This is a genomic window from Billgrantia antri (assembly GCF_017868935.1).
Taxonomy (GTDB): Bacteria; Pseudomonadota; Gammaproteobacteria; order Pseudomonadales; family Halomonadaceae; genus Halomonas; species Halomonas antri.
This window is the reverse complement of the sequence record NZ_CP053383.1, coordinates 1386025-1412209: the sequence shown is the minus strand read 5'-3', so window position 1 is coordinate 1412209 and position 26185 is coordinate 1386025. Positions and strand designations below refer to the sequence as shown.

The 26185-nt window shown below is 65.3% G+C and carries 19 protein-coding genes and 1 pseudogene; 10 read left to right on the top strand and 10 right to left on the bottom strand.

What is annotated here, in order from left to right; all coding sequences use genetic code 11:
* The first annotated feature begins 248 nt into the window (after positions 1-248).
* The gene (locus HNO53_RS06660) at positions 249-851 is read left to right on the top strand and encodes a class I SAM-dependent methyltransferase (protein WP_209477186.1); all 603 of its coding nucleotides are present in this window, start codon (positions 249-251) and stop codon (positions 849-851) included.
* A gap of 169 nt (positions 852-1020) precedes the next feature.
* Positions 1021-2145 (top strand): pyridoxal-phosphate-dependent aminotransferase family protein, encoded by a 1125-nt coding sequence (locus HNO53_RS06655; RefSeq protein ID WP_209477184.1) that lies wholly within the window; start codon positions 1021-1023, stop codon positions 2143-2145.
* A gap of 76 nt (positions 2146-2221) precedes the next feature.
* Here HNO53_RS06655 and HNO53_RS06650 read toward each other — a convergent pair whose 3' ends face one another.
* The 3 genes from HNO53_RS06650 to HNO53_RS06640 form a co-directional block, all read right to left on the bottom strand.
* Positions 2222-2917: a CBS domain-containing protein gene (locus HNO53_RS06650; protein WP_209477182.1), complete on the bottom strand. Its 696-nt coding sequence runs from the start codon at positions 2915-2917 to the stop codon at positions 2222-2224.
* Between the two features lie 155 nt (positions 2918-3072).
* Positions 3073-4581: a hypothetical protein gene (locus HNO53_RS06645; protein ID WP_209477180.1), complete on the bottom strand. Its 1509-nt coding sequence runs from the start codon at positions 4579-4581 to the stop codon at positions 3073-3075.
* A gap of 123 nt (positions 4582-4704) precedes the next feature.
* Positions 4705-7053, bottom strand: a complete 2349-nt coding sequence (locus HNO53_RS06640) for a mechanosensitive ion channel family protein (RefSeq protein WP_242597564.1) — start codon at positions 7051-7053, stop codon at positions 4705-4707.
* Positions 7054-7183: 130 nt separating this feature from the next.
* Here HNO53_RS06640 and HNO53_RS06635 point away from each other — a divergent pair, with 130 nt between their 5' ends.
* Entirely contained in the window at positions 7184-8203 is a 1020-nt protein-coding gene (locus HNO53_RS06635; protein ID WP_209477178.1) for an amidoligase family protein, read from the top strand.
* Positions 8200-8895: a gamma-glutamyl-gamma-aminobutyrate hydrolase family protein gene (locus tag HNO53_RS06630; RefSeq protein WP_209477176.1), complete on the top strand. Its 696-nt coding sequence runs from the start codon at positions 8200-8202 to the stop codon at positions 8893-8895. Before HNO53_RS06635 ends, HNO53_RS06630 begins: the two co-directional genes overlap by 4 nt.
* Positions 8896-8938: 43 nt before the next feature.
* Here the strand turns inward: HNO53_RS06630 and HNO53_RS06625 are convergent, their stop codons facing one another.
* A complete protein-coding gene (locus HNO53_RS06625) occupies positions 8939-9370 on the bottom strand; it encodes an OsmC family protein (RefSeq protein ID WP_209477174.1) in 432 nt (143 codons plus the stop codon).
* A gap of 152 nt (positions 9371-9522) precedes the next feature.
* Between HNO53_RS06625 and HNO53_RS06620 the strand changes: the two genes are divergently transcribed.
* The gene (locus tag HNO53_RS06620) at positions 9523-10413 is read left to right on the top strand and encodes an aldo/keto reductase (protein WP_209477172.1); all 891 of its coding nucleotides are present in this window, start codon (positions 9523-9525) and stop codon (positions 10411-10413) included.
* Here HNO53_RS06620 and HNO53_RS06615 read toward each other — a convergent pair.
* Entirely contained in the window at positions 10410-10973 is a 564-nt protein-coding gene (locus tag HNO53_RS06615; RefSeq protein WP_209477170.1) for a DUF1415 domain-containing protein, read from the bottom strand. The genes HNO53_RS06620 and HNO53_RS06615 overlap by 4 nt on opposite strands.
* Before the next feature lie 78 nt (positions 10974-11051).
* Positions 11052-11753 (bottom strand): deoxyribonuclease V, encoded by a 702-nt coding sequence (gene nfi, locus HNO53_RS06610; RefSeq protein WP_209477168.1) that lies wholly within the window; start codon positions 11751-11753, stop codon positions 11052-11054.
* An 81-nt stretch (positions 11754-11834) separates the two neighbouring features.
* Between nfi and HNO53_RS06605 the strand changes: the two genes are divergently transcribed.
* From HNO53_RS06605 to HNO53_RS21665, 4 genes and pseudogenes are all read left to right on the top strand, one after another.
* The gene (locus tag HNO53_RS06605) at positions 11835-13112 is read left to right on the top strand and encodes an exonuclease SbcCD subunit D (RefSeq protein ID WP_209477166.1); all 1278 of its coding nucleotides are present in this window, start codon (positions 11835-11837) and stop codon (positions 13110-13112) included.
* Positions 13109-16414, top strand: a complete 3306-nt coding sequence (locus tag HNO53_RS06600) for an AAA family ATPase (protein ID WP_209477164.1) — start codon at positions 13109-13111, stop codon at positions 16412-16414. Before HNO53_RS06605 ends, HNO53_RS06600 begins: the two co-directional genes overlap by 4 nt.
* 87 nt (positions 16415-16501) lie before the next feature.
* Complete coding sequence (locus HNO53_RS06595) at positions 16502-16870, top strand: YciI family protein (RefSeq protein WP_209477162.1); 369 nt, start codon at positions 16502-16504, stop codon at positions 16868-16870.
* 66 nt (positions 16871-16936) lie between these two features.
* Positions 16937-17068, top strand: a pseudogene (locus tag HNO53_RS21665) (CcdB family protein); the annotation flags it as partial.
* 99 nt (positions 17069-17167) lie between these two features.
* Here the strand turns inward: HNO53_RS21665 and HNO53_RS06585 are convergent.
* Both HNO53_RS06585 and katG read right to left on the bottom strand, forming a co-directional pair.
* Positions 17168-19681: an EAL domain-containing protein gene (locus tag HNO53_RS06585; protein ID WP_209477160.1), complete on the bottom strand. Its 2514-nt coding sequence runs from the start codon at positions 19679-19681 to the stop codon at positions 17168-17170.
* A 130-nt stretch (positions 19682-19811) separates the two neighbouring features.
* Positions 19812-22037 (bottom strand): catalase/peroxidase HPI, encoded by a 2226-nt coding sequence (katG, locus tag HNO53_RS06580; protein WP_209477158.1) that lies wholly within the window; start codon positions 22035-22037, stop codon positions 19812-19814.
* A gap of 219 nt (positions 22038-22256) precedes the next feature.
* Between katG and argE the strand changes: the two genes are divergently transcribed.
* The gene (argE, locus tag HNO53_RS06575; RefSeq protein ID WP_209477156.1) at positions 22257-23411 is read left to right on the top strand and encodes an acetylornithine deacetylase; all 1155 of its coding nucleotides are present in this window, start codon (positions 22257-22259) and stop codon (positions 23409-23411) included.
* On the opposite strand, the gene HNO53_RS06570 is transcribed toward argE, so the two are convergent.
* Both HNO53_RS06570 and HNO53_RS06565 read right to left on the bottom strand, forming a co-directional pair.
* Positions 23408-24298 carry an SMP-30/gluconolactonase/LRE family protein gene (locus tag HNO53_RS06570; protein WP_209477154.1) on the bottom strand — a complete coding sequence of 297 codons (891 nt, stop codon included), beginning with the start codon at positions 24296-24298 and terminating at the stop codon, positions 23408-23410. The genes argE and HNO53_RS06570 overlap by 4 nt on opposite strands.
* A 34-nt stretch (positions 24299-24332) precedes the next feature.
* A complete protein-coding gene (locus HNO53_RS06565) occupies positions 24333-26132 on the bottom strand; it encodes an IlvD/Edd family dehydratase (RefSeq protein ID WP_209478548.1) in 1800 nt (599 codons plus the stop codon).
* Between the last annotated feature and the right edge of the window lie 53 nt (positions 26133-26185).

Sequence of the window (26185 nt, the reverse complement as noted above, 5' to 3'; positions counted from 1 at the left end):
CGTCGGGTCGGCACAGGCGTGGGGTGTTGCAGGAAACCTCGGCAGCGCTGCCTTTCAATCGCTCGCTACGCCGATCCAGACACCTCTATGGTAACCAAAAGCTGCGTAGAGATCAGAGTGATGCTCTGCACCAGCCGAGCAAGCATCGACTCGGCTATTCGCTCGCGCAGAGTAGGGTGACCTTTCACGCTGGCGCCGGCTGGCCTAGAGTGGAGGCATGTTCAGCAAAATCTGAAGGAGGAATGCCCATGGCGGTTCAAGAGCGACCCTCGGTCGTGGCAGGCCCCGAGCGACGGACTCAACTGTCGCTGTTTGCCCTCAACTTCTTCAAGCATCCCCGCATGCTGGGCTCGATCATCCCCAGTTCCTCCTTCCTGATTCGCCGCCTGCTGGAGCCAGTCGATTGGCAGCGAGCAAGAGTCATCGTCGAATACGGACCCGGCGTGGGCACCATCACCCAGGAGATCCTCAACCGCTTGCACCCAGACGCCACCCTGGTGGTCATCGAGACCAACGGCGACTTTGTCGATTACCTCAACCGCACGATGTTCGATCCTCGGCTCAAGGTGATCGCCGGCTCGGCCGAGACGATCGAAGCCGAGCTGGAACGGCTGGGCCTGCCTGCGGCCGATTATGTGGTGGCGGGCCTTCCGTTCAGCACCATGCCGGCCGACTGCCGGGAGCGCATTCTCGCCGGCAGCCAGGCAGCACTGGCCCCTGGAGGCTGCATGCTGATCTACCAGTTCTCGCCCAAGGTCTCTTCCGACCTGCACCAGACCTTCTCGCGTGTGGAGAGCGCCTTCGAACCCATCAACATTCCGCCGGCCAGGGTCTACTTCTGCCACAAGTGAGTCGCCTCGGGTGCCGCCGCAGGCCATCGGGCCCAAGCCTGCGGTCCACCCCTAGCTTCCCGGCCCTTCCTTCCCCTTGTCGCAGCGCCCCTGCGCTGGTTCGTTGCCGCTAAACGGCATATCCTCTTTGGCTACGTTTCATTAGCCAAGCACCTCAAGGGAGAAACCCATGCCCGGCCTGTTGCCCGATGTCGACCCCGATGGCCTGCTCGAGTACTCGGTGGTCTATACCGACCGTTCGCTCAACCACATGTCCCAGCGCTTCCAAGGGGTCATGCGAGATATCTCGGCGACGCTCAAGCGAGTCTATCGGGCGCATAGCACCGTCATCGTGCCCGGTAGCGGCACCTTCGGCATGGAGGCCGCAGCCCGCCAGTTCGCCACCAACCAACACTGTCTGGTGATTCGCAACGGCCAGTTCAGCTATCGCTGGTCGCAGATTCTCGAAATGGGCGCCATCGCCGCCTCGACCACGGTGCTCAAGGCCCACCGCCTGGCACCGCAGGATGCTCAATCGCCCTTCGCGCCGGCTTCCATCGAGGACGTCGAGCGCACCATCCGCGAGGAGCGTCCCGGGGTGGTGTTCGCCCCGCACGTCGAAACCTCGGCCGGCCTGCTGCTGCCGGACGACTACCTGCGCCGTGTCGCAACCGCGGTCCACGAGGTTGGCGGCCTGTTCGTACTCGACTGTATCGCCTCGGGCACGCTGTGGGTGGACATGGCCGGGCTCGGCGTAGATGTGCTGCTCAGCGCGCCGCAGAAGGGCTGGAGCGGCCTGCCTTGCTGCGGCATGGTGATGCTCTCCGAGCGGGCGCGGGAGCGCATCGAGCAGACCGTCAGCACCAGCTTCGCCTGCGACCTGCGCAAGTGGCTCTCGATCATGGAAACCTACGAGAACGGCGGGCACGCCTATCACGCCACCATGCCCACCGACGGTCTGGCCCGGCTGCGCGACATCATGCACGAGACCGCGGAATACGGCTTCGACAAGGTGTGCGAGGAGCAGTGGGTGCTGGGCCGCGGTGCGCGTGAACTGCTGACGCGCTTCGGCTACCGCAGCGTGGCCGCGCCCGGCTTCGAGGCACCGGGCGTGGTGGTCTGCTACACCAACGATGCCGACATCGTGGCCAAGTTCGCCGACGCCGGCCTCCAGGTCGCTGGCGGCGTGCCGCTGATGTGCGACGAAGGCGACGATTATCGCGCCTTCCGTATCGGCCTGTTCGGGCTCGACAAGCTGCACGATGTCGAACGCAGCCTGGCTAACCTGGAAACGGCGCTCGTGCGGATAGGTTGATTTCGCAGCGCCCCCGAACGCAGGCGGGACGGCTACCTGGCCGCCCCGCCTGATTCATCCTTGCTTGTCTTTCGTGTCAGAAGTGCCCCACGCCGCGAGGTATCATGCCCAGGTTGTTCTCCACGGTCTTTACCCCGGGGGTATTCTCGGCAGCAACCTGGACGGCCATTTTTTCTTCCTGACTCTCGACCAGACCCCAGATCTGCACCACACCCTCGGTAACGATGACGTTGATACGATCGACCCAGACCCCGGTGTTTTCGTCCACCTCCTTGAGAATGGCATCGCGAATCTGACGGTCGTCGCTGGTGACCGGTGTCTCCGCATCGGGCGCCGTGGCCGAGAAGCCTCGCAGCAAATTGGCGCGACTGACGATACCCACCAGCTTGCCGTCGCGGACGACCGGCACCCGCTTGATGTGGTGCTTCTCCAGCAGCTTGGCCACGCGATGCAGCGGCTCGTCCTCGCCAATGGTGATGAGATCGCGGGTCATGATCTCGTGCGCCTTGCGCGCGTGGGTCTTGACGTACTCGCTGGCACTGTTGCCCCCCGTGAAGAAGGTCTTCAGCCACCACGACTTGGGCGCCTCGCTACCGTTCTCTACCCGCCGCATCAGGTCGCCCTCGCTGACGATGCCGAGAACCTTGTCCTCGGCATCCACAACGGGTACGGCACTGATGTTGTTCTCGAGCAGGAGGCGCGCAATTTCCCGAACGTCAGCGTCGGGCGGTACGGTTATCACGTTGGGAGTCATGACATCGACAGCTTGCATGGCAGCACCTCCGTAAGAGAGCGATCTGGGTTGCAGCCGACCTAACTTGAAATCTAGTTCGACTTGGCGGGCGTCACAATTCGCCGCTTCACTCGACCCTACCAAACCCAATCCGCAGCCGACTTGACCTGGAACAACATCGACATTAGAACGCGTTAAAGAACAGGCGCCTCTTCTCCCTCCGCCTTCCCCTGTACGAGCCTTCCCCCTTCCTGGTGCACCTTGACCACGTCGACGATCCGCGAACGGCTCATGACGATCTTCCAGCGCTGCAGGATCGGCTCGGCATTGGCCACCTCTTCACGTATCACCAGATTGAACAGGTGACGCTTCTCGACCGACTCACGTGAGACCTGGCCGTCCTTGAGCTGGTAGACGCGATGACTGCCCTTGTCCATCAGCCGGGTCAATTGCGACAGGTCGAGCGAAACCGTCTCACGGGTCTTCTCGTAACCGCTGAGAAAGCGGGTGGGCGACATCCGCGAACTGGAACGGTAGTGCAGCACCACCTCCTCGCGCTGAGCCACGTTGCGCTTGCGCACCCGCTGGATCTGCTCATCGAGCTTGCCGAAACGCTTGTAGTCGAACCACTCCAGCTGGCGCCCGACCAGGGCGTTGCTGGTGGCGTCGAAATACTGCCGCCGCCACTTGGGCCGCCCCTTGCGCAGCCAGCGCCATAGAGTGTTGCGCAAGTCATCCTTGAACACCTCGCGTATGGCGTAGAGCACCGCCATAGCGAGGACGAACAGAGCGGTGATGTTTCCCACGGTGTCGCGGGCCTGGAGCAGGCCCAGCGAAACGAAAATCATCACCACACCGGTCGCGAGTCCCTTGACCGCCTTCTGTTCTGCGCCGCCCAGTTCCTGGGTCTGTTGCTTGAGGGTGACCGGGTACTCGATGAGTCGTCGCAGCAGGCGCATCTTGTTGGACATGCGCGTCGGGTCGCGAACCACCCGGCTGGCGTTGTACTCCGCCCGCTCGCGATGTGCGCTCTCGACCTCGCAGATCGCCAGCAGCCGCTCACGAATGGTGCGATAGTCGCGCCCTCGCGGCAGATACGCCACCAGCGCCAGCAGGCGCTGCTCGGTAAACCAGGAGAGGTAGTTGTCGATATTGGCGTAATATTTCAACAGCCCCTCGTCGCTCGGCTGGTTGCGGCGCAGGCGGCGCAGGATGCCCTGGGCCAGCTCGCACAACTCCTCGAGGCGCTCCTCCAGACCGGTGCCCGGGTTGCGCGCTTGCGCTTCACCGGTGCCATCCCCCTTCGACTCGCCGGCCTGCGACTCGGCCCGTTCGTTGCTTTCGGTGCGACGCTCCGCCTGCTGCACGCCTCGCGCGGTGTCGAGCAGCGACTGAGTGGCACGCTCGAGCGCCACCACATACTGGTAGGCATAAAGGCTCAGGCTCAGTCGATAACGCCCTGTGCTGAGGCGGCCACGACCGGCCAGGCGACTCAGTACCAGCGGCAGGTGATGCTTGTCACTGTAGTAGGTCCGCTTGACGTGAATCGCACTGTAATAGAAGGCGTCTTCTGAGATGACATGCTCGTTGAGGCCGAGCTCCCCCGGTACGAACAGGAAGAGGTCCAGCCGATGCGACGTCTCCTCCTGCAGGACACGGGAAACCTTGAGATGGAAGCTATCCTTGCGTTCGACGGTGATCACGTCGGCGCGGCTCCTTGTACCGGAGGCCACTGACAGGCCGTATGTTGTTCATGGTACGGGGAAAACCGGCCCGCTTTCCATCTCGGGCCGTATCGCTGACGGGCAACGCGCCCGCGCTATCCCTCAGGAAGCGTCCGGCGAGGCACGCTGCGGGTGGGTCGCACCTGCAGGGTCGGCGATGCCGGCCTCGCCCGGCGCTCGCCCCTTGGCATCGCGAGGCGGAGCCGTGCCGTCACTGCCTGCGGGCGCCTCGCTCATGGTATCGCCAGGCTGTCCCTCCATGCTCACGCTGAGGCGCGGCATTCCGAGATCGAGCCCCTGGGCCTCCATGCGCTGCTTGAGCAGCAGGTTGAAAGCACGCGCCACGTCCCATTGCATTACCGGCGCGGTGCGAAAGCGCATGCGCAGCACCGCGGCACCCTCATCGAAGCGGTCGATTCCCTGCATCTCCAGCGGTGACCAGATGTAGTGCCGCATCATCGGATCCTGGCGCAGCTCCTGCGCGGTCTCCTGCATCAGGCTGATGGCATCGTCGATCTTCATGGTGTGCGGGATGCGAATGCGCATCAGCGCGATGCCGAAGTGACGCGACATGTTGTGGATCGACTGGATGGCGCTGAATGTGATGATGTGCAGGATGCCGTCGAGATCGCGCAGCCGCACCGTACGCAGGGTCAACCCCTCGACGGTGCCCATGTGGCCGTTGATCTGGACGAAGTCGTCCACCGCCAGCGAGTCCTCGACGATGATGAAGATACCGGTGATCAGATCCTGCACCAGGGTCTGGGCGCCAAAGCCCACGGCCAGGCCGATGACGCCGGCACCTGCCAGCAACGGCGTAACGTTCACCCCCAGATTGGCCAACCCGACGATGGCGGCGATCAACACGATGGTGGCGAAGATCACGTTGCGGATCATCGGCGTGATGGTCTGGGCCCGCGCCTGGTTGACCCGCCTTCCCCGCGAGCGGGCGGAGGAGAGCAGCGCACGCTGGATGGCGGTGTCGGCGAATATCCACGCCAGCCAGGCCAGCAGCACCGTGAAACCCAATGCCATCAAGGCCTGGCCAATGCGCACGCCGGCCACGCCTTCGCGTCCCAGACCGAACAGCGAGCCACCCCACACCTGCAGCGACAGCTCGGCAAAGACGATCCACGCCACCACATGGGAGAGTGCATAACCGAAGCGTTCGAGGCGGCGGCGATACTCGCTGATTCGACGACGCCGGCTGTGCCGCTCGTTGTGACGCTGGATCAGGCCGGTCACTACCAGGGTCAGCACCAGCAGCGCCGCCGAAATGATCGAGCGTCCCAGCGCGGCCCCCACATCCCCGACGGTAACGAAGATCGCCAGCAGCGAAACCACCACGATCAGCAGTGCCGGCACATGCCAGAGCTCGCCGACGATGCGCGCCAGTTCGACGCCGGTGCCACCTTCACGACGTACGCGCCAGGTACGGTTGCGGATCAGGTGCTTGATCGGACGCTTGAACTTGAGAATGAAGCGGATGCTGAGCAGCGCCGCGAGCATATTGGCGATCACCGAGCCCAGCGCCGCCGGCTCCTCCCCCACGATCAGGGAAAGCCGCTCTGCGTTGAGCGCATCGCCGAGCGCAATCAGCGCCCCGATCACGAACAGCAGGCGCAGTCCCCGCCGCTGCAGTATCAGTACCGCGGGGAAACGGTGTCCACGGGTGAAGACCGACACCACGCACTCAACGACTACCGACAGGGTACGACCGCATAGCGCAAGGTAGGCAAAGATAAGGGTCAAGGTACGCCCCGGACTGGGCGGCAACACCTGGACCAGACCCATCACCAAGACGAAAGCGAGCGCCCAGGGCAACATGCGCCGCAGAAAGTGCAGCGCCAGCAACCAGCCTCTCGGCTCCCGCGGCAGATCGAGAGGCAACCCGCGCCGCTCGAATAGCAGCCTGCCCAGGGCGATCAAGGCGACCAGCACGCCGGCCCAGATGCCCAGCAGCACGGCGCTGTGAACGGCGAAGCGTGCGATCTCGCCGGTGCCGGTCTCCACCACCAGTTCCCGGAGCCCCGCCCAGCCCTGCTCCAGTTGACGCTGCCAGTCATCGATGGGCGACTCGCCGGCCTCGGCCTGATCCCCCAGCTCGGTGAAGGTCTCGGCCAAGGCGCCGAGCAGTCCCTGGCGCTGGATGGAATCCTCGGCGGCGCTCTCGGCGTGGGCCTGACGTATCCCACGCAGCTCATCGAGCAGGGCGTCACGGCGCTGGTCATCCTCCAGCGTGGCGATCACTTCCTCGAGCGATCGCTGGAACGTCTCGGCATCATGGCTCGTGTCCTGGCTCTGTTCCTCCTGCCCCAAACCGCCGAGCGACACCTGGGCGTGCATGGGGCCCGCCCAGGCCAGCGACAGCAGCATGACCAGCAACAGCCCGAGGCGCATCGCCCCCCGCCGGGGCATGCAGTCACCGCGTTGGGAATAAGCTCCTGGCATCGATCCACACTCCCTCGTTCCTTTGGCCATGTGCCTGGGACAACAGCCGACCGGCAGCGCTCCCGTGCGGACTTGCCGCCGCACTGTGCTAGGCTGGCGTTCAGACTCTCGAGTCGCACAGGATGCCTTCATGCTGCCGCAATCACCACCCGAGCCTCTGAATGTCCAGGGTAGGACCCGACGGGTTGGCGCAGAAATCGAGTTTGCCGGCCTTCCTCCTCAGCAGACAGGTGAGCTGGTACGCGACCTCTTCGGTGGCGAGCTGAAGCTGGTCAGCCCCCATCGGCTGCGCGTCGAGGCCACCCGCTGGGGCGACTTCGTCATCGAACTCGATACCCAGTATGCCCACCCCGATGCCAGGCTGCTGGAGGCCTTGCCACGCCACGACACCGAGTGGGAACGCCAACGCCACCAGATGCGCCTGGAATTCCATAACAAGACCCGCGAACTGATCGGCGATGTCGTCACCGGCCTGGTGCCGACCGAGATCGTCTGTCCGCCGGTCCCCTGGAACGAGTTGGGTGAACTCGACGCGCTGTTCGCCGCGCTTCACGCCCATGGTGCCAAGGGCACCGATGCCAGCCTGCTGTACGGCTTCGGCCTGCATCTCAATCCCGAGGCGGCCAGCCTGGAACCAGAATCCATCCTGCGCCACTTCCGTGCCTTCCTGCTCATGGCGGCCTGGCTGCGCAAGGAGATCAACATCGACATTACGCGGGAGGTGTTGCCGCATGCCAACCCGTTTCCCAAGCACTACGCGCTAAAGGTGCTCGATCCCGACTACGCCCCCGACCTGGACACGCTGATCGCCGACTACATCAGCTTCAATCCCACGCGTAACCGCGAACTCGATCTCTACCCCCTGTTCGCCCACTTGCGCCCGGATTACCCTGACGAGTTGTTCCGCAACAACCTGATCAAGCCACGTCCCACCTACCATTATCGTTTGCCCAACGCTCAGCTATCCCAGCGGGGCTGGGGGGCCGTCGTGGAGTGGAATCGCTGGGTGGCGGTGGAACGCCTCGCCGCCGATCGCAAGGAGCTCAACGGACGCGCCAGCCGCTACGTCAACCTGCATACGCAGTCGCTCATGACCCGCATGGTCGGCAGGCTACGAAACTGGATCAAGGAGGTCCGCTCTCCCTCATGACGCGCCCGCTCATCGGTATCACCACGTCGGATGACAAGAGCCGCATCGCCTGGTGGTTCGACTGGTTCGCCGTATGGCGACACGGCGGTCGACCGCTTCGCCTCTCCCCTTCCCGTCCGCAGCCCGCGGCCCTCGATGGGCTGATCATCGGCGGCGGCGACGACATCCAGGCGCACCTCTATGGTGGCGAGATGCAGCTCGACGTGCGTCTCGATCCCCAGCGCGACGAACTCGAGCTCGAACTGATGGAACGCTTCATCCCACAGGGAAAACCGGTACTGGGTATCTGCCGCGGCGCCCAGATGCTCAACGTCCACCTCGGCGGCACGCTGGACCCCGACATCTACACCACCCACGAGGGCCTCAAGCGACGGCGTACCGTGCTGCCGCGCAAGACGGTGGATATCGTGGCCGACACCCAACTGCACCGTATCCTCAAGGTGAGCTGGTGTCGCATCAACAGCCTGCATCACCAGGCCGTACAGGAGGCGGGACGCGGTATCGAAATCGTCGCCCGCGATCGCGACGGCCTGGTTCAGGGCATCGAATCGCGTGAGCACGATTTCCTGATCGGGGTGCAATGGCATCCGGAGTGGCTGGTCTTCAACCTACCCCAGCAGCGATTGGTGCGTGCCCTGGTCGATGCAGCACGGCAGACCATGCATTCAACCCAAGCCACGGATTCAACCTGAAGCGGCCACCCGAAGGTGGCCGCCAGGCAAGCCGAGCGGTCGCTCAATTTTCCAGCGCGGCGTCCAGCGTTATCTCTGCCTTGAACAGCTTGGATACCGGGCAGCCCTCTTTGGCCTTGCCAGCGGCTTCCTGGAAGGCGGCATCGTCGGTGCCTGGGCTGCGCACCCGGGTGGTGAGATGGATCTTGGTGATGCTGAAGCCTCCGGAGTCCTGCTCGAGGCTAACGGCTGCCTCGGTCGATATACGCTCCGGGGTCAAGCCGGCTTCGCCCATGATCATCGACAGCGCCATGGAGTAACAGCTGGCATGCGCCGCACCGATCAACTCCTCGGGGTTGGAGCCGGACTCGCCCTCGAAGCGCTTGGCGAAGCTGTAGGGAACATCCTTGATCACGCCGCTCTCGGTCGAGACCTGACCCTTGCCCTCTTTCAGGCTACCCTCCCAGACAGCGCTACCGGTTTTCTTGATGCTCATGTGGGTCGACTCCTTGCGATAAGAGAACTGGCCAAAGGATTGGTCGGCAACGTGGATAAACGTTGCCCCCCTCACCATAGCGCATCGACTTGTCTTCGCCATCTCTTTGTCGAATAATTTTGAAAATATTTTCCAAAAAAAGGCGCCAATCCATGCTCGACGCATCGACTCCCCACATCCTGCTACCAGCCACCGCGCATGAGTCTGCGCAGGAGCTGCCGGCCATCGGCCAGGGCACCTGGTACATGGGCGAAGGACTGGCCCCCCGTCGCGACGAGGTGCGGGCCTTGCAGCACGGCCTGGAGCTGGGTCTGACGCTGATCGATACCGCCGAGATGTACGCCGACGGCGGCGCCGAGGAGGTGGTCGGCGAGGCGCTGACCGACCGTCGCGACCAGGCCTTCCTGGTATCCAAGGTCTATCCATGGAACGCCGGCCGCGACAGCGCCATCGCCGCCTGCGAGCGCAGCCTGAAGCGGCTCGGCACCGATTATCTCGACCTCTACCTGCTGCACTGGCCCGGGAATATCCCGCTGGAAGAAACCCTGGAGGTCTTCGAGCGGCTACGCGAACAGGGCAAGATTCGCCGCTACGGCGTTTCCAACTTCGATGTCGACGAGCTCGACGCGCTGACAGCGTTGCCCGGTGGCGATGCCTGTGCCGTCAATCAGGTTCTTTACCATCTGGGCTCACGCGGCATCGAGCACTCCCTGCGCCCGCTGATGCAGCGTCTCGGCATGCCGCTGATGGCCTACTGCCCGCTGGCCCAGGCCGGCAAGCTGCGCCGTGACCTGTTCGGTCATCCGGTGGTACGTGAAGTGGCCGATGGGCTCGGTATCACCCCCGCCCAGTTGCTGCTGGCCTGGGCGATTCGCCCCATCGAGGGACGGCGCGACGCTATCGCCATTCCCAAGGCGGTACAGCCGCAGCACGTCGAGCAGAATGCCGGTGCGCTCGAGGTCGAACTCGATGACGCCACCCTGGCCCGCCTCGACGAGGCGTTTTCCGCCCCGAGCAAGAAGGTAGCGCTGGATATCGTCTAGCGCTTGTCGACGGAAGCGCGCAGGATCGCCAGTTCATCGACCAACTGCTCGGTGCCGAGCTGGCGCATCGCCTCGACGTTGCGCTCGGGAATCGCCTCGGGGTCGGGGTAGTGCGACAAGGCACGCTCCAGCCCCGCTTCGCGCAGCAGATGCAACATCGGCCAGGGCGAGCGATTGGTGAAGTTGCCCGGATCATCTGTCGCCGCGCCTTCGAAGCAGTAGTCGGGATGAAAGCTGGCGAGCTGAAAGACCCCCTCGTAGCCCTGCTCGACCAGCAGCGCCTCGGCCACGGCGAGGAAATCGAGGTAGTCGTCGAAATCCTCCAGACCCGGGCGCAGCACCATGAGAGTGGTCTCGATGGCGGGTGTTTCATCGAGACGGCGGCATTCGTCGATCAGCGCCTCGAGAGCGGGCTCCCACTCCTTGGCCGACACCTCGACGAAGCGGACGGTATCATTCACCAGTTCACGGCGAGCGAAGGGACAGACATTGTGGGCGACGACGAAGCGCTCGACCCAGGCACGGGTCGCGGCGCAGGCGGGCGTCAGGGATTCAGGCATCGTGAGGCTCGATAGATAGTGGACGGCCAGTATACCCGAGCCGGCCCCGGGCAAGGCGTCAAACCGACGACCGCGACCTCAATCCGCCGGGCGCGGCATGGGCCCACGGCGTGAGGCGAGCCGGTCGGCCAGCCGGGTCGGCTCCGGCAGCTTGGTACGCCCCAGGCACTTCACCACCCAGTCGAGCGATGTCTCCAGCGAGATGCGATGTCCCAGCGAAACGTAGACTGGTTTGATGCCTACCCGCGTTCGCAGCACCGCGCCGATCGTCTCGCCGCGATGGCGCAGCGGCGTCCACTCGCCGCGCGGCTCGGGCACTTCGTCGTGTACGCCACACAGCCGCGACTTGGCCACGCCGATGGTTGGCAGGTCGAGCCACAACCCCAGGTGCGAGGCCACCCCGAGACGCCGCGGGTGAGCGATACCCTGACCGTCGACCATCACCAGCTCGGGCCGCGTCGTGAGCTTGCCGAAAGCCGCCAGCGCCGCCGGGATCTCACGGAAGGAGAGCAGCCCGGGAATGTAGGGCATGCGGGTGGGCTCGCGGTGCACTACCTGCTCCACTATTTCCAACCCGATGAGGGGATCACCGGGCCAGGCCAGTACCACCGCCGCCGCCCGGGTGACCTCGCCGCCCTGCTCGAAACCGATGTCGATGCCGGCGATATGGCGCACCGGTGCCAGCCGATCCTCCCGCACGATGCGCCCGGCCATGCGCTTCTGCAGCGCAATGGCCTGCTCGGGGGTAAGGTTCCAGTCGTGCAAGTTGGCGTCGGGCATCCATGGCCTCCTGTTTCGTCCTTAGGTCTCGCGTAGACTATCGCCTCAGGATAGCCGGAAGCCACCGCCGCAAGGGATACGATGAGACTCCTTCACACCGCCGACTGGCACCTGGGCCAGACCTTCCACGGCCAGGAGCGCCACGCCGAGCACCGCGCCTTCCTCGACTGGCTGCTCGACACCCTCGTCGGCCGTAACGCCGACGCGCTGCTCGTCGCCGGTGACGTCTTCGACGTGGTCAATCCCTCTCTGCGCGCCCAGGAACTGCTCTACGATTTTATCGTCAGCGCCCACGAGCGCCTGCCGCTGCTGGACATCGTGCTGATCGCCGGCAACCACGACAGCGGCAATCGCATCGAGCTGCCGGCCCCGCTGATGCGCCGCCTGCGCACCCACGCCCTGGGCCGGGTGAGCTGGCTCGACGATGGCACACTCGATGCCGAGCGCCTGCTGGTGCCGCTCACTGATACAACCGGTGAAACCCGTGCCTGGTGCCTGGCGCTGCCCTTCCTGCGCCCCGCCGAGATCACCGGCCGTGTTCATGGACAGGCCTTCGGCGTCGCAGCGGAAGGCGACACCTCCCCTGATCGCAACGACTACGTCACCGGAATCTCCCGGGTTCACGAGCAGCTGATCGAGGCGGCTCGCGAGCGCCGCCGGCCCGGCCAGGCACTGGTGGCCATGAGCCACGCTCACCTGCACGGTGCCGCGGTGTCCGAGGCGAGCGAACGGCCCATTGTCATCGGCGGCGAGGAGTCGATTTCGGCCGGCCTGTTTCCCGCCGACATCGCCTACGTGGCGCTGGGCCACCTGCACCGCGCCCAGCAGGTCGGCGACGCTCGCATCCGCTACAGTGGCAGCCCCCTGCCGCTGGATTTCAGCGAGGTGGCCTACCCCCACCAGGTCGTGGAAGCGGTGCTGGAAGGCGAAACCCTCGCCGCCATGGAAGCGATTCCCGTGCCGCGCCCGGTGGCCATGCATCGCATCGGCCCCGCCCCGCTGGACCGGGTACTCGCCGAGCTCGAGGCACTGTCCGACGACCCGACCCAGCCACGTGAGCGCTGGCCCTGGCTGGAAGTGCGTGTTTCCCTCACCTCGCCGGTACCCGACCTGCGCGCCCAGGTGGAAACCGCACTGGAGGGCAAGGCGCTGCGGCTACTGCGCCTGGAGCGCCGCCTCCCCCAGCTCGAGGACGAAGGGGCGCCGGAGCGGATCGACCTGGAACAGTTGGGCCCGAGAAAGCTGTTCGAACGTACCTGGCAAGCGCGCTGGGGCGAGACGCCCGAGGCCGATGTACTGGCCGATTTCGACCGGCTGCTGCAGGACGTGCTCGATGCCCAGGGGGAGGAGACGGCATGAAGATCCTTGCCCTGCGCCTGGCCAACCTGGCTTCCCTGCCCGGCCCGCTGGAGCTCGATTTCTCCGTTCCCCCGCTCAGCGATGCCGGCCTGTTCGCCATCACCGGCCCCACCGGGGCCGGCAAGAGCACACTGCTCGATGCCCTGTGCCTGGCGCTCTACGGCAACACGCCACGGCTACGCCAGGCCCCCGGCCGCGACGCCCCGCTGCCCGATGTCGAAGGCGAGACGGTGAGTACCGCCGACCCGCGCACCCTGCTGCGCCGCGGCACGGCGAGCGGCCATGCCGAGGTCGATTTCCTCGGTCGCGACGGCCGCCGCTATCGTGCACGCTGGGCCGTGCGTCGCGCCCGTGAGAAGGTGGGCGGCCGCCTGCAGGCGGTGGAGCAGTCGCTCACCGACCTGGACGACGAGCGCCTGCTCACCGCCCAGAAGCGCGAATTCGACCGCCTGCTGCCGGAACGCCTGGGGCTCACCTTCGACCAGTTCACCCGCGCCGTGCTGCTGGCCCAGAGCGAGTTCGCCGCCTTTCTCAAGGCCGACGACAACGAGCGCAGCGACCTACTGGAGCGCCTGACCGGCACCGCCGAATACTCGCGAATCTCCATCGCAGCCTACCGCCGTGCCAGCGAAGCCAGGAAGCGCGTCGATGCCCTGCAAGCCCGGCTCGCCGACGACCTGCCCGCCGAGCCCGAGGCGCGCGCCGTGCTGGAACAGGCCGTCAAGCATGCCGAGACCGAACTGGCCGCCCTGCAGCGGCAGAACCAGAGCCTGGAGGCTCGCCAGCAGTGGCACGCCATCGATGACCGGCTGCGCCAGGCCTACGCCGATGGGCTACGGCAGCAGCGTGACACCGAAGCGCACTGGCACTCGCTTGCCGACGCTCGAACCGACCGCGAATGCCGCCGCCTGCTCGCGCCCCAGCGCCACCGCCTGCTGCGTCAGACCGCGCTGCCCCATGAGATCGCCGCGCTGGAGGACGCCCACCGCCAGACCCTCAAGGCCCTCGAGCAGGCTCAGGCCGCCCAGGGGGCTGCCGAACAGACGCGGGACCAGGCCACGCAGCAATTGCGCGCAGCCACCCATGAGCGCCAGCAGGCCGAACCCGCCCTGCGCCAGGCCCGTGAGCATACCCAGTCACTGGCGACTCTCGACCAACAGCTGGGCGAACTCGAGGCGCAGCATCGCGACTGCACCCAGCAGGCCGAACGACTGGCCGAGCAGCGCCGGCAAGCCGACGCCAGGCATCTCGAACACAAGCGTAAACGGGACGAGTGGCAGGCTGCGCTGCGCCAATTGATGGGCAGCCATGAACGGCTCGAGGCCGCACGCCAGGCGAACCAGCAGGCCCACGACCGGGCCGCCCGCCGCAGCCTCGACCTGGGCGAGCTGGAAAGTCGTTGGCAGGAGGCCCAGCGCGCCGAGCAGGCCCAGCGCCAGCTGGGCGAACGCCTGGCTCTGGATGAAAAACGTCAGGCCGAGTTGGCTACCCAGGGCAAGGCCGCGCGGGAGCGGCTCGACGAGCGGGAGCGCCACTACGCCACGCTGCGCGACTTCATAGAACGCAGCCGCGCCGCCCGCAGCGAGAGTGTGGCACGCCTGCGTGAGACCCTTCATGAGGGCGAGCCCTGCCCGGTATGCGGTGGGCTGGAGCATCCCTTCCGCCATCAGCCCCCAGCCACGCCCGAGGCAGCGCAGCTCGCTGCGCAGCAGGCGCAGGAGGAGGAGCAACTGGCCGAGGCCAGGCAGACCTTCGAGCAGGCCCAGCGGGAACGCAGCGACCTCGAGGGCGAGTACCGCGCCGTCATGGCGGCGCTGGCCCGCTGTCGCCAGGAACTGGGCCAGGCCGATGGTCGCCTGGCTCAGGCGCAGCAAGCCCTGGCCGAGCATCCGCTCCACACCGAACTCAACGCCATCGACACCGCCGAGCGCGACGCCTGGCTGACGTACCAGCGCCACGAGTGCGATGGCGAGCGCGAGCATGGCGAACGCACGCTCCAGGCACTGGCCCGCGCCGAAGCCGAGCTGGCTCCGCTCGAGCATGCCCTGCGCCAGGGCGAGCTCGAGCTGGCCCAGCTCGAGACCAGGCGGGCCGCGCTCGAAGCTGAGCTGAACAAGCAAGCCGAACGGCTGCCTCCCCTGCGCCAGCAGCGCAGCAAGGTGGCTACTACTCTCCAGGCCCTGCTCGGCGACCACCGTTCCGTCGATGCCTGGCAGCAACAGTTGGAGGCGCGACAGGAGTCGGCCCGTCAGCAGCGCGAACAGGCCATCGAGCGTTGCCATGGTGCCGAGCGGGAGCAGGCACGCCTGTCCCAGCAGGCAAGCCACGAGGCCAAGCGCATCGAGCAGCTCGTCCAGGAGGGCGCCTCGCTGGAGCGTGAGCTGGCCGACTGGCGCCAGGCCCATCCGCAGCTGGACGACGCCACCCTGGCCCGGCTGCTGGCACAGCCCCAGGCTGAAGCCGAGCGCGAGGAGCGCGAGCTTGCCGACGCCGACGAAGCCCGCCAGCGCACCGAGGCGAGTCTCGCCGAGCGGCGCCATGCGCTGGTCGAGCACCGCCGCGCCCTGGCGCTGAGCGACACAAACGATAGCGCCGAGGCGCTACTGAGCGAAGCCACCGAAGCGAGGATCAGCAGCCGCCATGAAGCGCTTGCCGCCGAGCGTGAGGCCCTAGCGCCGCAGTTGGAGCAAGCCCAGCAGGCGCGTGACGACGCCGTTCATGCCCTGCGCGACGACGACCGCCGCCGCGCGCGCCAGCAGGAGGGCCAGGCCGAGCTGGAAGCGGCCCGTAGCGAGCATGTGCGCTGGGGGCGTATCAGCGAGCTGATCGGCTCTGCCGACGGCAAGACATTTCGCCGTATCGCCCAGGCCTACAATCTCGACCAGTTACTGGAGCACGCCAACGCCCACCTCAGCGGCCTCAGCCGGCGCTATCGACTGATACGCGGCGGCAGCGAACTCGGCCTGCTGGTGGTGGACCACGACATGGGCGACGAGCGCCGCTCGGTACACTCGCTCTCCGGCGGCGAGACCTTCCTCGTCTCGCTGGCGCTGGCCCTGGGGCTCGCCTCCATGGCTTCGGGCGAGCTCACCATCGAATCGCTGTTCATCGACGAAGGCTTCGGCAGCCTCGACCCGCAGTCGCTGGCACTCGCCATGGAAGCGCTTGACGGCCTGCAGGTGCTGGGCCGCCGCGTCGGCGTGATCTCCCACGTGCAGGAGATGCACGAGCGCATCCCGGTACAGATCCAGGTGGAACCGCTGGGCAACGGCACCAGCCGGGCCAGGCTGGTCAGCCTGTGACGTCTCGTCGCCCTTCACGGTCCATTGCGCCAGCCCATCCCGTGCGCCATCTTCTCCAGGACAGCATTCCAAACGCGAGGGTCCCTCATGAAGTACCTCTGTCTCGCCTATGAGGAAGAGCGAATATTCAGCGAAATGACGGAAGCCCAGTGGCATGAGCTACTGCAGGAAACCCTGGGTTATGTGGCCGACCTGCAGGAACGAGGCAAACTGATCCAGACCAACGCCTTGCAGAGCGCCACCAAGGCTCACACCCTGAGAGTTCGTAATGACGAACTCACCATGACCGATGGGCCCTTTGCCGAGACCAAGGAGCAGCTAGGCGGCTTCTTCCTGATCGAGGTCGCGTCAGAAGAGGAAGCCCTGGAGATTGCTGCCGGCTGGCCGTCAGCGCGACTCGGCACCATCGAGGTGAGGCCCGTCGAGGAGGCATTGAGACCCGAAAGCCGCTACTGAGCGGGAGGTTGGTGAGTGCCTAGCCGCTCGAAGAGACGTCGATAGGCGGCCTGCCAATTCGACGGTGGGAGCTACATCGCCATTATCCAGGAGCTGGCGGGCATCGAACGGAAACGTCTCGGCAAAGCCGTGCATGATCTTGTTAAGTATCGAGACGAGATCATAGCCGTTGTCGATTTCCTGGTGACAGACATCTAATGCTCCACCGGGCTTTTCCTTAAAGCCGGCCCTGCCACGACAACAGCGGTTATTCTGACGCCGCATCGTCCATGATGGGCGTTATTTGCGAACTAAAATTTAATACTGCGTGACCGGTGGCGTCTCGTCAGTTAAAGACTCCAGCATCGGTGGAAAATCTGCGGCGGGCATCGGCCGGCCGAACAGATAACCCTGGTACATAAAGCATCCCAAACCGGCAAGCACGGCACGCTGCATCTCCGTCTCGACACCTTCGGCAATGACGGCAAGCTCGAGGCTTCGGCCCAAGGCCACAATGGCGGCGGCGATGGGAGTAGATTGGGTGTCATGGCTCAGGCCACGGACGAAGGCAATATCGATCTTCAGCGTATCCAGCGGCAGCGACTTGAGGTAGACCAGCGAGGAGTAACCGGTGCCGAAATCGTCCAGAGCGAAGCTGACACCGATACGACGCAACAACCCCATCTTTTCGATGGTGCCTTCCGGGTCCTTGAGCAGCAGGGATTCGGTCAACTCAAGTGTCAGGCGGCCCGGTGCCACGTCATGACGATAGATGGCAGAGAGTACCTGGTCGACGAAATCCGGCTGCTGAAACTGCCGCACGCTGACGTTGAGGGATAGCTTGAGATCACAGCAGTCAGGCCGCTGGCGCCACTCCCCAAGCAGGCGACACCCTTCCTGTAGCACCCAGTATCCGAGTGGCAGGATCAAGCCGCTCTCTTCGGCCAGAGGGATGAACTCGCTGGGTGAAATGAACCCGCGCACCGGGTGCTGCCAGCGAACCAGTGCTTCAGCGCCAATGATGCGCTGGAGGGCATCCACCTGGGGTTGGAGATACAGGCTCAGCTCACCTTTGTCGATGGCGTGGCGAAGCTCACGCTCGAGGGTAAGCCTCATCTCCCGTTCCTGCTCCAGCTCCGGGCGGAATAGCTGAGGGGTCCCATCACGCTGCCGTTTGGCCTCGAGGAGAGCCAGGCCGGCACGCTTGAACAGGTGAGCCGGCATGGTGCCATGGTGTAGGTCGAAAACCAGCATGCCGACGCTGAGACGGCAAAGATAGGTGTGACCATGCAGCTGGTACTCGGTGGTGAGAGACACGAGCACACGCTCGGTAAGCGCGCGAGCCTCACCTTCGGCAGCTGTCTCTTGAGCAGCGCTCAACTGCGCCAGGAGGGCGAATTCGTTGCCGTCCAGGCGCGCCACATAAATGTCCTCAGCCGCCCAGCGACGCAAGCGAGTCGCAAGCTGGCGCAGCAATTCATCGCCGATGTCCTGACCCAGGCTATCGTTGAGTATCTTGAAACGATCGATATCGAACAATGCCAGCAGCGATAGTGTCGCATCAGCGTTCTGGTACTGCTTATCCTTGGTCAAGCGTTCCTGAAGCGCTCGTCGGTTAGGGAGTTCGGTCAGGGTATCGTGATAGGCCAGATAGCGAATTCGCTGCTGCGCCATATGCTCGGCGGAGCGATCGGAGAGCAACGCAACATAGTCTCGCTCCTCGCTGTCGGCATAGGTCACACGGCTGACGCTGAGCCATGCCGGAAAGCGCTTTCCCCTGCAGTGCTGAGCCTCGATCAAGCCGCTCCATTCTCCCTTTTTCTCCAGCGTCCTGAGCAGAGGCCCCTTGAATGCCTCGCTATTGGGGGCGAAGACGAGCTTCCACGCCGACTGCCCCACGGCCCGTTCGATATCCCAGCCAAGCATTTTCTCGAGCGCGGCGTTACTCAGCCGAATGCGAGCCTGTTCGTCCAGCACCGCGACGCCGTCATGCAGCGCAGACAGCACCTCCAGAAGACGGCGTCGCGTCATGTGCTCGTGCTGCTCGCTGACGTGAAGCCGCCGCTGGGCTTGCGCTGCCACGACCGTCAGTAGGGCGACCAGAACCACACAGCTGCCAATGAGATAGATCAACCAATGCGATTCCGCCGTTGGCGGCAGCGGAGCCGCACCTGGGTGGGGAACGAACCAGGCAGCCCGCATGGCCACGTAGTGCATGCTGCAGATGGCGAGTGAGACGAACATGGCACTGATGAAGGCGCAGGTCTTGGCGCGTCGCATGCCCCACTCCTGACGGCATAGGCGATAGGCGTAGGCGCTAGCGACGCCGAGACCCACGGCCACGAATAGCGACAGGAGGAACAGCCAGAATTCATGATATAGCGACGCCGGCATATGCATGGCAGCCATACCGGTGTAATGCATCATGCCGATTCCCAGCCCCAAGCCGGTGCCGGCCAGCAGCAGCTCTGTATGACTCGGCTCCTCACGTGCAAGCAGCGCCACGGCTACCAGGCTTCCCCCCACGGCCGGCACGATGGATAACAGCGTCAGGATCGGATCATGGTGTACGGCAAAATCGAGCTTGTAGGCATGCATACCGGTAAAGTGCATGCTCCACACGCCCAGCCCCATGATGCCTGCCCCGGCGAAGAGCCAAAGCCGACGCCATCTCGCCTGCTGGGCTTTACTGACCAGCTTGATGAGATCCAGGCCGGCATAGGAAGCAGCCAGCGCAATCGCCCAGGAGACCAGCACCAGAGGGAGGTGATGTTCCCCCTGCACGGCTTCCAGAGAGCGCGGATCGAGGAGAAGGTTAGCCAGTATCGTCATGTACTGTTCTTCGGCATGGCAGCGGCCTTCTTGAGGGTGGCTCGGCAATATACGTTGAATAAATGTTTATGGCAGCCGAAAAAAGCGCCCCGTTGCCGGGGCGCCTTTGTCTCCTAACTAACCTGGCGTATCACGCCAGGTCGAAGCGGTCGGCGTTCATCACCTTGTTCCAGGCGGCGACGAAGTCATTGACGAACTTCTCCTTGGCGTCGTCCTGGGCGTAGACCTCGGCGATGGCGCGCAGCTGCGAGTTGGAGCCGAACACCAGATCGACCCGGGTGCCGGTCCACTTCACTTCGCCAGTCTTGCGGTCGCGACCCTCGAACACGTCGGCCTCCGCCGAAGCCGGCTGCCACTGCGTGCTCATGTCGACCAGATTGACGAAGAAGTCGTTGGTCAGGGTGCCGGGGCGATCGGTGAACACGCCGTGGCGCGCGTTGCCGTAGTTGGCCTCGAGTACGCGCAGCCCGCCCACCAGCACGCTCATCTCCGGCGCGCTCAGGCCCAGCAGCTGCGCCTTGTCGACCAGCATCTCCTCGTCGGAGACGGTGAAACGCGTGCGGCGATAGTTGCGGAAGCCATCGGCCTCGGGGCGCAGCCACTCGAACGACTCGGCGTCGGTCTGCTCCTCAGTGGCATCGGTGCGGCCCGGAGCGAACGGCACCTCCATGGCATGACCGGCGTCTCTGGCGGCCTTCTCGATGGCAGCGGCACCGCCCAGCACGATCAGGTCGGCAAGCGATACCTTCTTGTTGCCCGATTGGGTGGCGTTGAAGTCGTTCTGAATACTCTCCAGCGTCTTCAGTACCTTGGCTAACTGCTCGGGCTGGTTGGCCTCCCAGTCCTTCTGCGGCGCCAGGCGGATGCGCGCGCCGTTGGCTCCGCCGCGCATGTCGGAGCCGCGGAAGGTGGCAGCCGACGACCAGGCGGTGTAAACCAGCTCTGCGACGCTGAGACCCGAGCCGAGCATCCTGCTCTTTAGGGCGGCGATGTCCTGATCATCGATCAGCGCATGGTCCACAGCCGGCACCGGATCCTGCCAGATCAGCTCTTCCGCCGGCACTTCGGGGCCCAGGTAGCGCGCCTTGGGCCCCATGTCGCGATGGGTCAGCTTGAACCAGGCGCGGGCGAAGGCATCGGCGAACTCGTCCGGGTTGTTGTGGAAGTGCTGGGAGATCCTGCGATACTCCGGGTCCTCGCGCATGGCCATGTCGGCGGTGGACATCATGATGCCGACGCGCTTGTTCGCATTCTCGGCGTCCGGCGCCATGTCCTTCTCGGCTAGGTTCCTGGGTACCCACTGCTTGGCCCCCGCCGGGCTGGTGGTCAGCTCCCACTCGTAGCCGAACAGCACGTCGAAGTAGCTCATGTCCCACTTCGTCGGTGTCGGCGTCCAGGCCCCTTCCAGACCGCTGGTGATGGTGTCGCGGCCCTTGCCGCTCTTGTAGCTACTCTTCCAGCCGAAGCCCATCTCCTCCATCGGCGCGGCCTCGGGCTCGGGACCCACGTTGACCGGGTCGCCGGCGCCGTGGGTCTTGCCGAAGGTGTGGCCGCCGGCGGTCAGTGCCACGGTCTCGTAGTCGTTCATCGCCATGCGGGCGAAGGTTTCGCGGATGTCCCGGGCCGAGGCCAGCGGATCCGGGTTGCCGTCCGGCCCTTCCGGATTGACGTAGATGAGGCCCATCTGTACCGCGGCCAGCGGGTTCTCGAGATCACGCTCGCCCGAGTAGCGACTCTTGGCATGCCCGCTGTCGGCCAGCCACTCGTCCTCGGCGCCCCAGTAGATGTCCTCTTCCGGCTGGTAGACGTCCTCACGCCCGCCGGCGAAGCCGAAGGTCTTGAAGCCCATGGATTCCAGGGCGACGTTGCCCGCCAGGATGTAGAGGTCGGCCCAGGAGAGCTTGTTGCCGTACTTGCGCTTGATCGGCCACAACAGGCGGCGTGCCTTGTCCAGGTTGCCGTTGTCGGGCCAGCTGTTGAGCGGCGCGAAGCGCTGGGTGCCGGTACCGGCGCCGCCACGACCGTCGCCCACCCGATAGCTGCCGGCGCTGTGCCAGGCCATGCGAATGAAGAGCGGGCCGTAATGGCCGTAGTCCGCCGGCCACCACTCCTGGGAGTCGGTCATCAGCGCTTCGAGGTCTTGCTTGACGGCAGAAAGATCGAGGGACTTGAACGCCTCGGCGTAGTCGAAGGCTTCGCCCAATGGGTTGGACTTCGGCGCATGCTGGTGAAGAATGCCCAGGTTCAGCTGGTTGGGCCACCAGTCCTGATTGGAGTTTCCGGTATCTCCGCGCTTGGTACGTGACCCATGCATGACGGGGCATTTGCCGGCTCTGCTGTCGACTTTCTGATCCATGACGCTCTCCCTTCGGTGACGTGCTGTCGTGCAATGTGGCTGTAGCGTGACAATAGGTATATCAGTGGAACCGAAAGAGAGAGACTTGATTTTTCACACCAAGACAATAGTAAATTTAAATAACATCATAGAATTCGATTGAGACAGGCTTTCGACATACCAAGCCTGAGGCCGACACAGGCGTGTTAGGCTAAGCACAGTAAATGTCAGGAGCGCCCCATGACCGCCGCCGAAATGCTCGAACGCCTGGTGGGCTTTGCCACCGTTTCCCGCGATTCCAACCTCGAACTGATCGCCTTCGTCGAGGGCTACCTCGACGAGCACGGGGTCGAGCATTGGCGGGTGGAGAGCGACGACGGCAAGAAAGCCAACCTGCTGGCGCGCATCGGGCCGGAGGTGGAAGGCGGCGTGGTGCTCTCGGGGCATACCGACGTGGTGCCGGTGGACGGCCAGCCGTGGTCGACCGATCCGTTCACCCTGGTGGACAAGGGCGACGACAAGCTCTACGGTCGCGGCACCTGCGACATGAAGGGCTTCATCGCCTGCGCCCTGGTTGAACTGCCCGAGTGGCTGAAGCGCGGCCTGGACAAACCGATCTACCTGGCGCTCTCCTACGACGAGGAAGTGGGCTGCATCGGTGCGCCGCGCATGATTGAGCGGTTGATGGCCGACCACCCGCGCCCCGCGGCAGTGATCGTCGGCGAACCGACGATGATGCAGCCGGTAGTGGCCCACAAGGGCGCCACCAACCTGCGCACCACGGTGACCGGCCGCGCTTCGCACTCCAGCCAGGTCGACCAGGGGGTTTCGGCGATCCATGTGGCCGCACGGCTGGTGACGAAGATCGAGGACGTGATGAGCGAGCTGCGCGCCGAGGGCCGCGTCGACGAGGCCTTCAACGTCGCCCACTCCAGCCTGCACGTGGGCAAGATCGCCGGCGGTACCGCAATCAACATCATGGCGCGGGAATGCACCTTCGAATGGGAGATCCGCCATCTGCCCAGCGACCGCTTCGAGGAGCTGATCGGCCGCGTCAACGCCTATGCCGAGGAGCTCGAGGCCGAGATGCAGCGACGCGCGCCCGAGACGGGCATCGTTACCGAAGCGCTCAACGTCACCGTGCCGGCGCTGGCCGACGACAACAATGCCCAAGTGCTCGACCTGTGTCGCGAGCTGCTCGGCGAGCAACCCAGCGGCGCGGTGGCCTACGCCACCGAGGCCGGCCAGTTCCAGCGCGTGGCGCTGCCCACCGTGATCTGCGGCCCCGGCAGCATCCGCCAGGCGCACCAGCCCGACGAGTACATCGAGATCGATCAGCTCGCGGCGGGCACTCGCTTCATGCAGGCGCTGGGGCGGCGGCTGGCAAACGGCTAGGCTTGGCAGAAGCCGGGCTCGGAGAGCCCCTCCACCCCCGTTCTCATCTGCAGCAGGCTGCCGGCCTGCGGCCAGCGCGCCCTGCCCTCGGCGTCCAGGTGCTGGGTCGCGGTGGTGATGTAGAGCGTGCGCAGATCGGGCCCACCGAAGGCCACCATGGTCGGGTGCGGGCACGGCACCTCATGCTCCGCCACAGGCTCACCCTCGGGCGAGAAGCGTACGATACGCCCGCCGTCGTAGAGGGCGCTCCAGTAGCAACCCTCGCTGTCCACCGCCGCGCCGTCGGGCACGCCAGGCAGGCCCAGCCTTTCCAGGTCGACCCAGGTTTCTCCCTCGCCCAGCGTGCCGCTGTCGAGGTCGAAGGGGTAGCGCAGGATGCGTCGCGTCAGCGAGTCCGTGTGGTAGAGCCATCGCCGGTCGGGGCTGAAGGCCAGGCCGTTGGAGATGCCGATGCCCGTCAGCCGCGGCGTCAGCTCACCCCGGTCGAGACAGTAGAGCGCCGCGCTGGGGCTCGATTCGTCGGCGTCGATGGTGCCCGCCCACAGCCGCCCGGTGGCGTCGCAGCGGCCGTCGTTGAAGCGGTTGCCGTGCCCCGCCTGCTCCCATTCAGGATTGTCGGCCAACCGCTCGGGCTCGCCGCTTTCGGGCAGACGCAGGATACCCGACGCGGTAGCGGCCACCAGGCCCGCGGCGTCGATCGCCACGCAGCCCACCTTCTCGCCCAGCTCGATGCGTGCGGGAGCACCACCCTCCTGCGGACGCCAGGCGTAGACATGACCGTTGTTGATATCGGCCCAATACAGCGTCTGGCGCGCCACCGACCACACCGGGCTCTCGCCCAGGCTCATGTCGAGCTCGACCGCCACTTCAATGCTGCCCTCTGGCATGTTTCCTCTCTCGTATTCCACGGCTTCCATGACCTCAGTGATTGTCGCGCGGCGGACTCTGGCGTGCCACGTCGCGGTATTTCGTAGCCCCTTCCAGCGTCATGCCTCGATCTAGCGGTTCCACCAAGGTGCGCTGGATCTCCTGCCATGGGGTCTGGTGGCCGGGGTAGCGATAGCCTCCCTGCTGCTCGAGCCGCTCACGGCGCGCCTCGATCTCGTCCTCCTCGATCAGCAGGCGCACTTCGCCGCGATTGAGGTCGACGCGCAGCCGGTCGCCATCCTCGAGCAGCGCCAGGCCGCCGCCAGTGGCCGCCTCGGGCGTGGCATTCAGGATCGACGGAGAACCTGAGGTGCCCGACTGGCGCCCGTCGCCCAAGCACGGCAGCGACTCGATGCCGCGCTTGATCAGCGCCTCGGGCGGTTGCATGTTGACCACCTCGGCGCCACCGGGGTGACCCACCGGGCCAGCCCCGCGCATCACCAGGATAGTGGTCTCGTCGATTCCGAGCGCTGGGTCGTCGATGCGCGCGTGGTAGTCCTCCGAGCCGTCGAATACCACCACCTTGCCCTCGAAGGCATTGGGGTCGTCGGGGTTGGAGAGAAAGCGTGCGCGAAAGTCGGCTGAGATCACGCTGGTCTTCATCAATGCCGAGTCGAACAGGTTGCCCTTGAGGTTGATGAAGCCGGCCTGCTCGACCAGCGGGTTGTCATAGCGGCGAATCACCTCGGGATCCTGAGTCTCGCAGCCGGCGCAGTTGTCGACCAGCGTGCGGCCGTTGACGGTGAGGACTTCACCGTGGAGCTTGCCGGCACCGAGCAGCTCATGAACCACCGCCGGCACGCCGCCGGCGCGGTGAAACTCCTCGGAGAGATAGGCCCCGGCGGGCATCACGTTGGCCAGCAGCGGAACGGCGTGGCCCAGCGCCTGCCAGTCGTCGTTGCTCAGCTCGATGCCGGAGTGACGGGCGATGGCGTTTATATGGATCGGCGCGTTGGAGGAGCCCCCCAGCGCCGAGCACACCACGATGGCGTTCTCGAACGCCTCGCGGGTAAGGATGTCGCTGGGACGCAGGTCGGCCCACACCATGTCGACGATGCGCGACCCGGTGTCGTAGGCCACCATCGCGCGCTCCTTGTAGGGCGCGGGAATCATCGCCGAGCCGGGCAGGCTCATGCCCAGCGCCTCGGCCATGGAGTTCATGGTCGAGGCGGTGCCCATGGTGTTGCAGTGCCCCACCGAGGGCGCCGAGTCGGTGGCCTGGGCGAGGAACTCGGCGTAGTCGATGTCGCCCGCGGCGAGCCGCTTGCGCAGCTCCCAGATGATGGTGCCGGAGCCTACCCGGTCGGCGCCGCGCCAGCCGTTGAGCATCGGCCCGCCGGAGAGCACGATGGCGGGAATGTTGACCGTGGCGGCGGCCATCAGGCTCGCCGGGGTGGTCTTGTCGCAGCCGGTGGTGAGCACCACGCCGTCGAGCGGGTAACCGTGCAGCACTTCGACCAGGCCCAGGTAGGCCAGGTTGCGGTCAAGCGCGGCGGTGGGCCGCCGCGCGTTCTCGTGGATCGGGTGCAGCGGGAACTCGAACGGCACCCCGCCGGCGGCACGAATGCCGTCCTTGACCCGTTTCACCAGCTCGATGTGGTGGCGGTTGCATGGCGTCAGGTCGGAGCCCGACTGGCAGATGCCGATGATCGGCTTGCCACTGGCGAGCTCCTCCAGGGTGATGCCGTAGTTCATGTAGCGCTCGATGCACAGCGCCGTGGTGCCCGGGTGCTCGGGGTTGTCGAACCACCAGCGCGAGCGCAGCTGGCCGGGCGTGATCTTGCGATCGGTCATGTCGCGATCCTCTTGCGAGACGGCGGTCTCGATCTGATTGTCGGTTGTCGTAT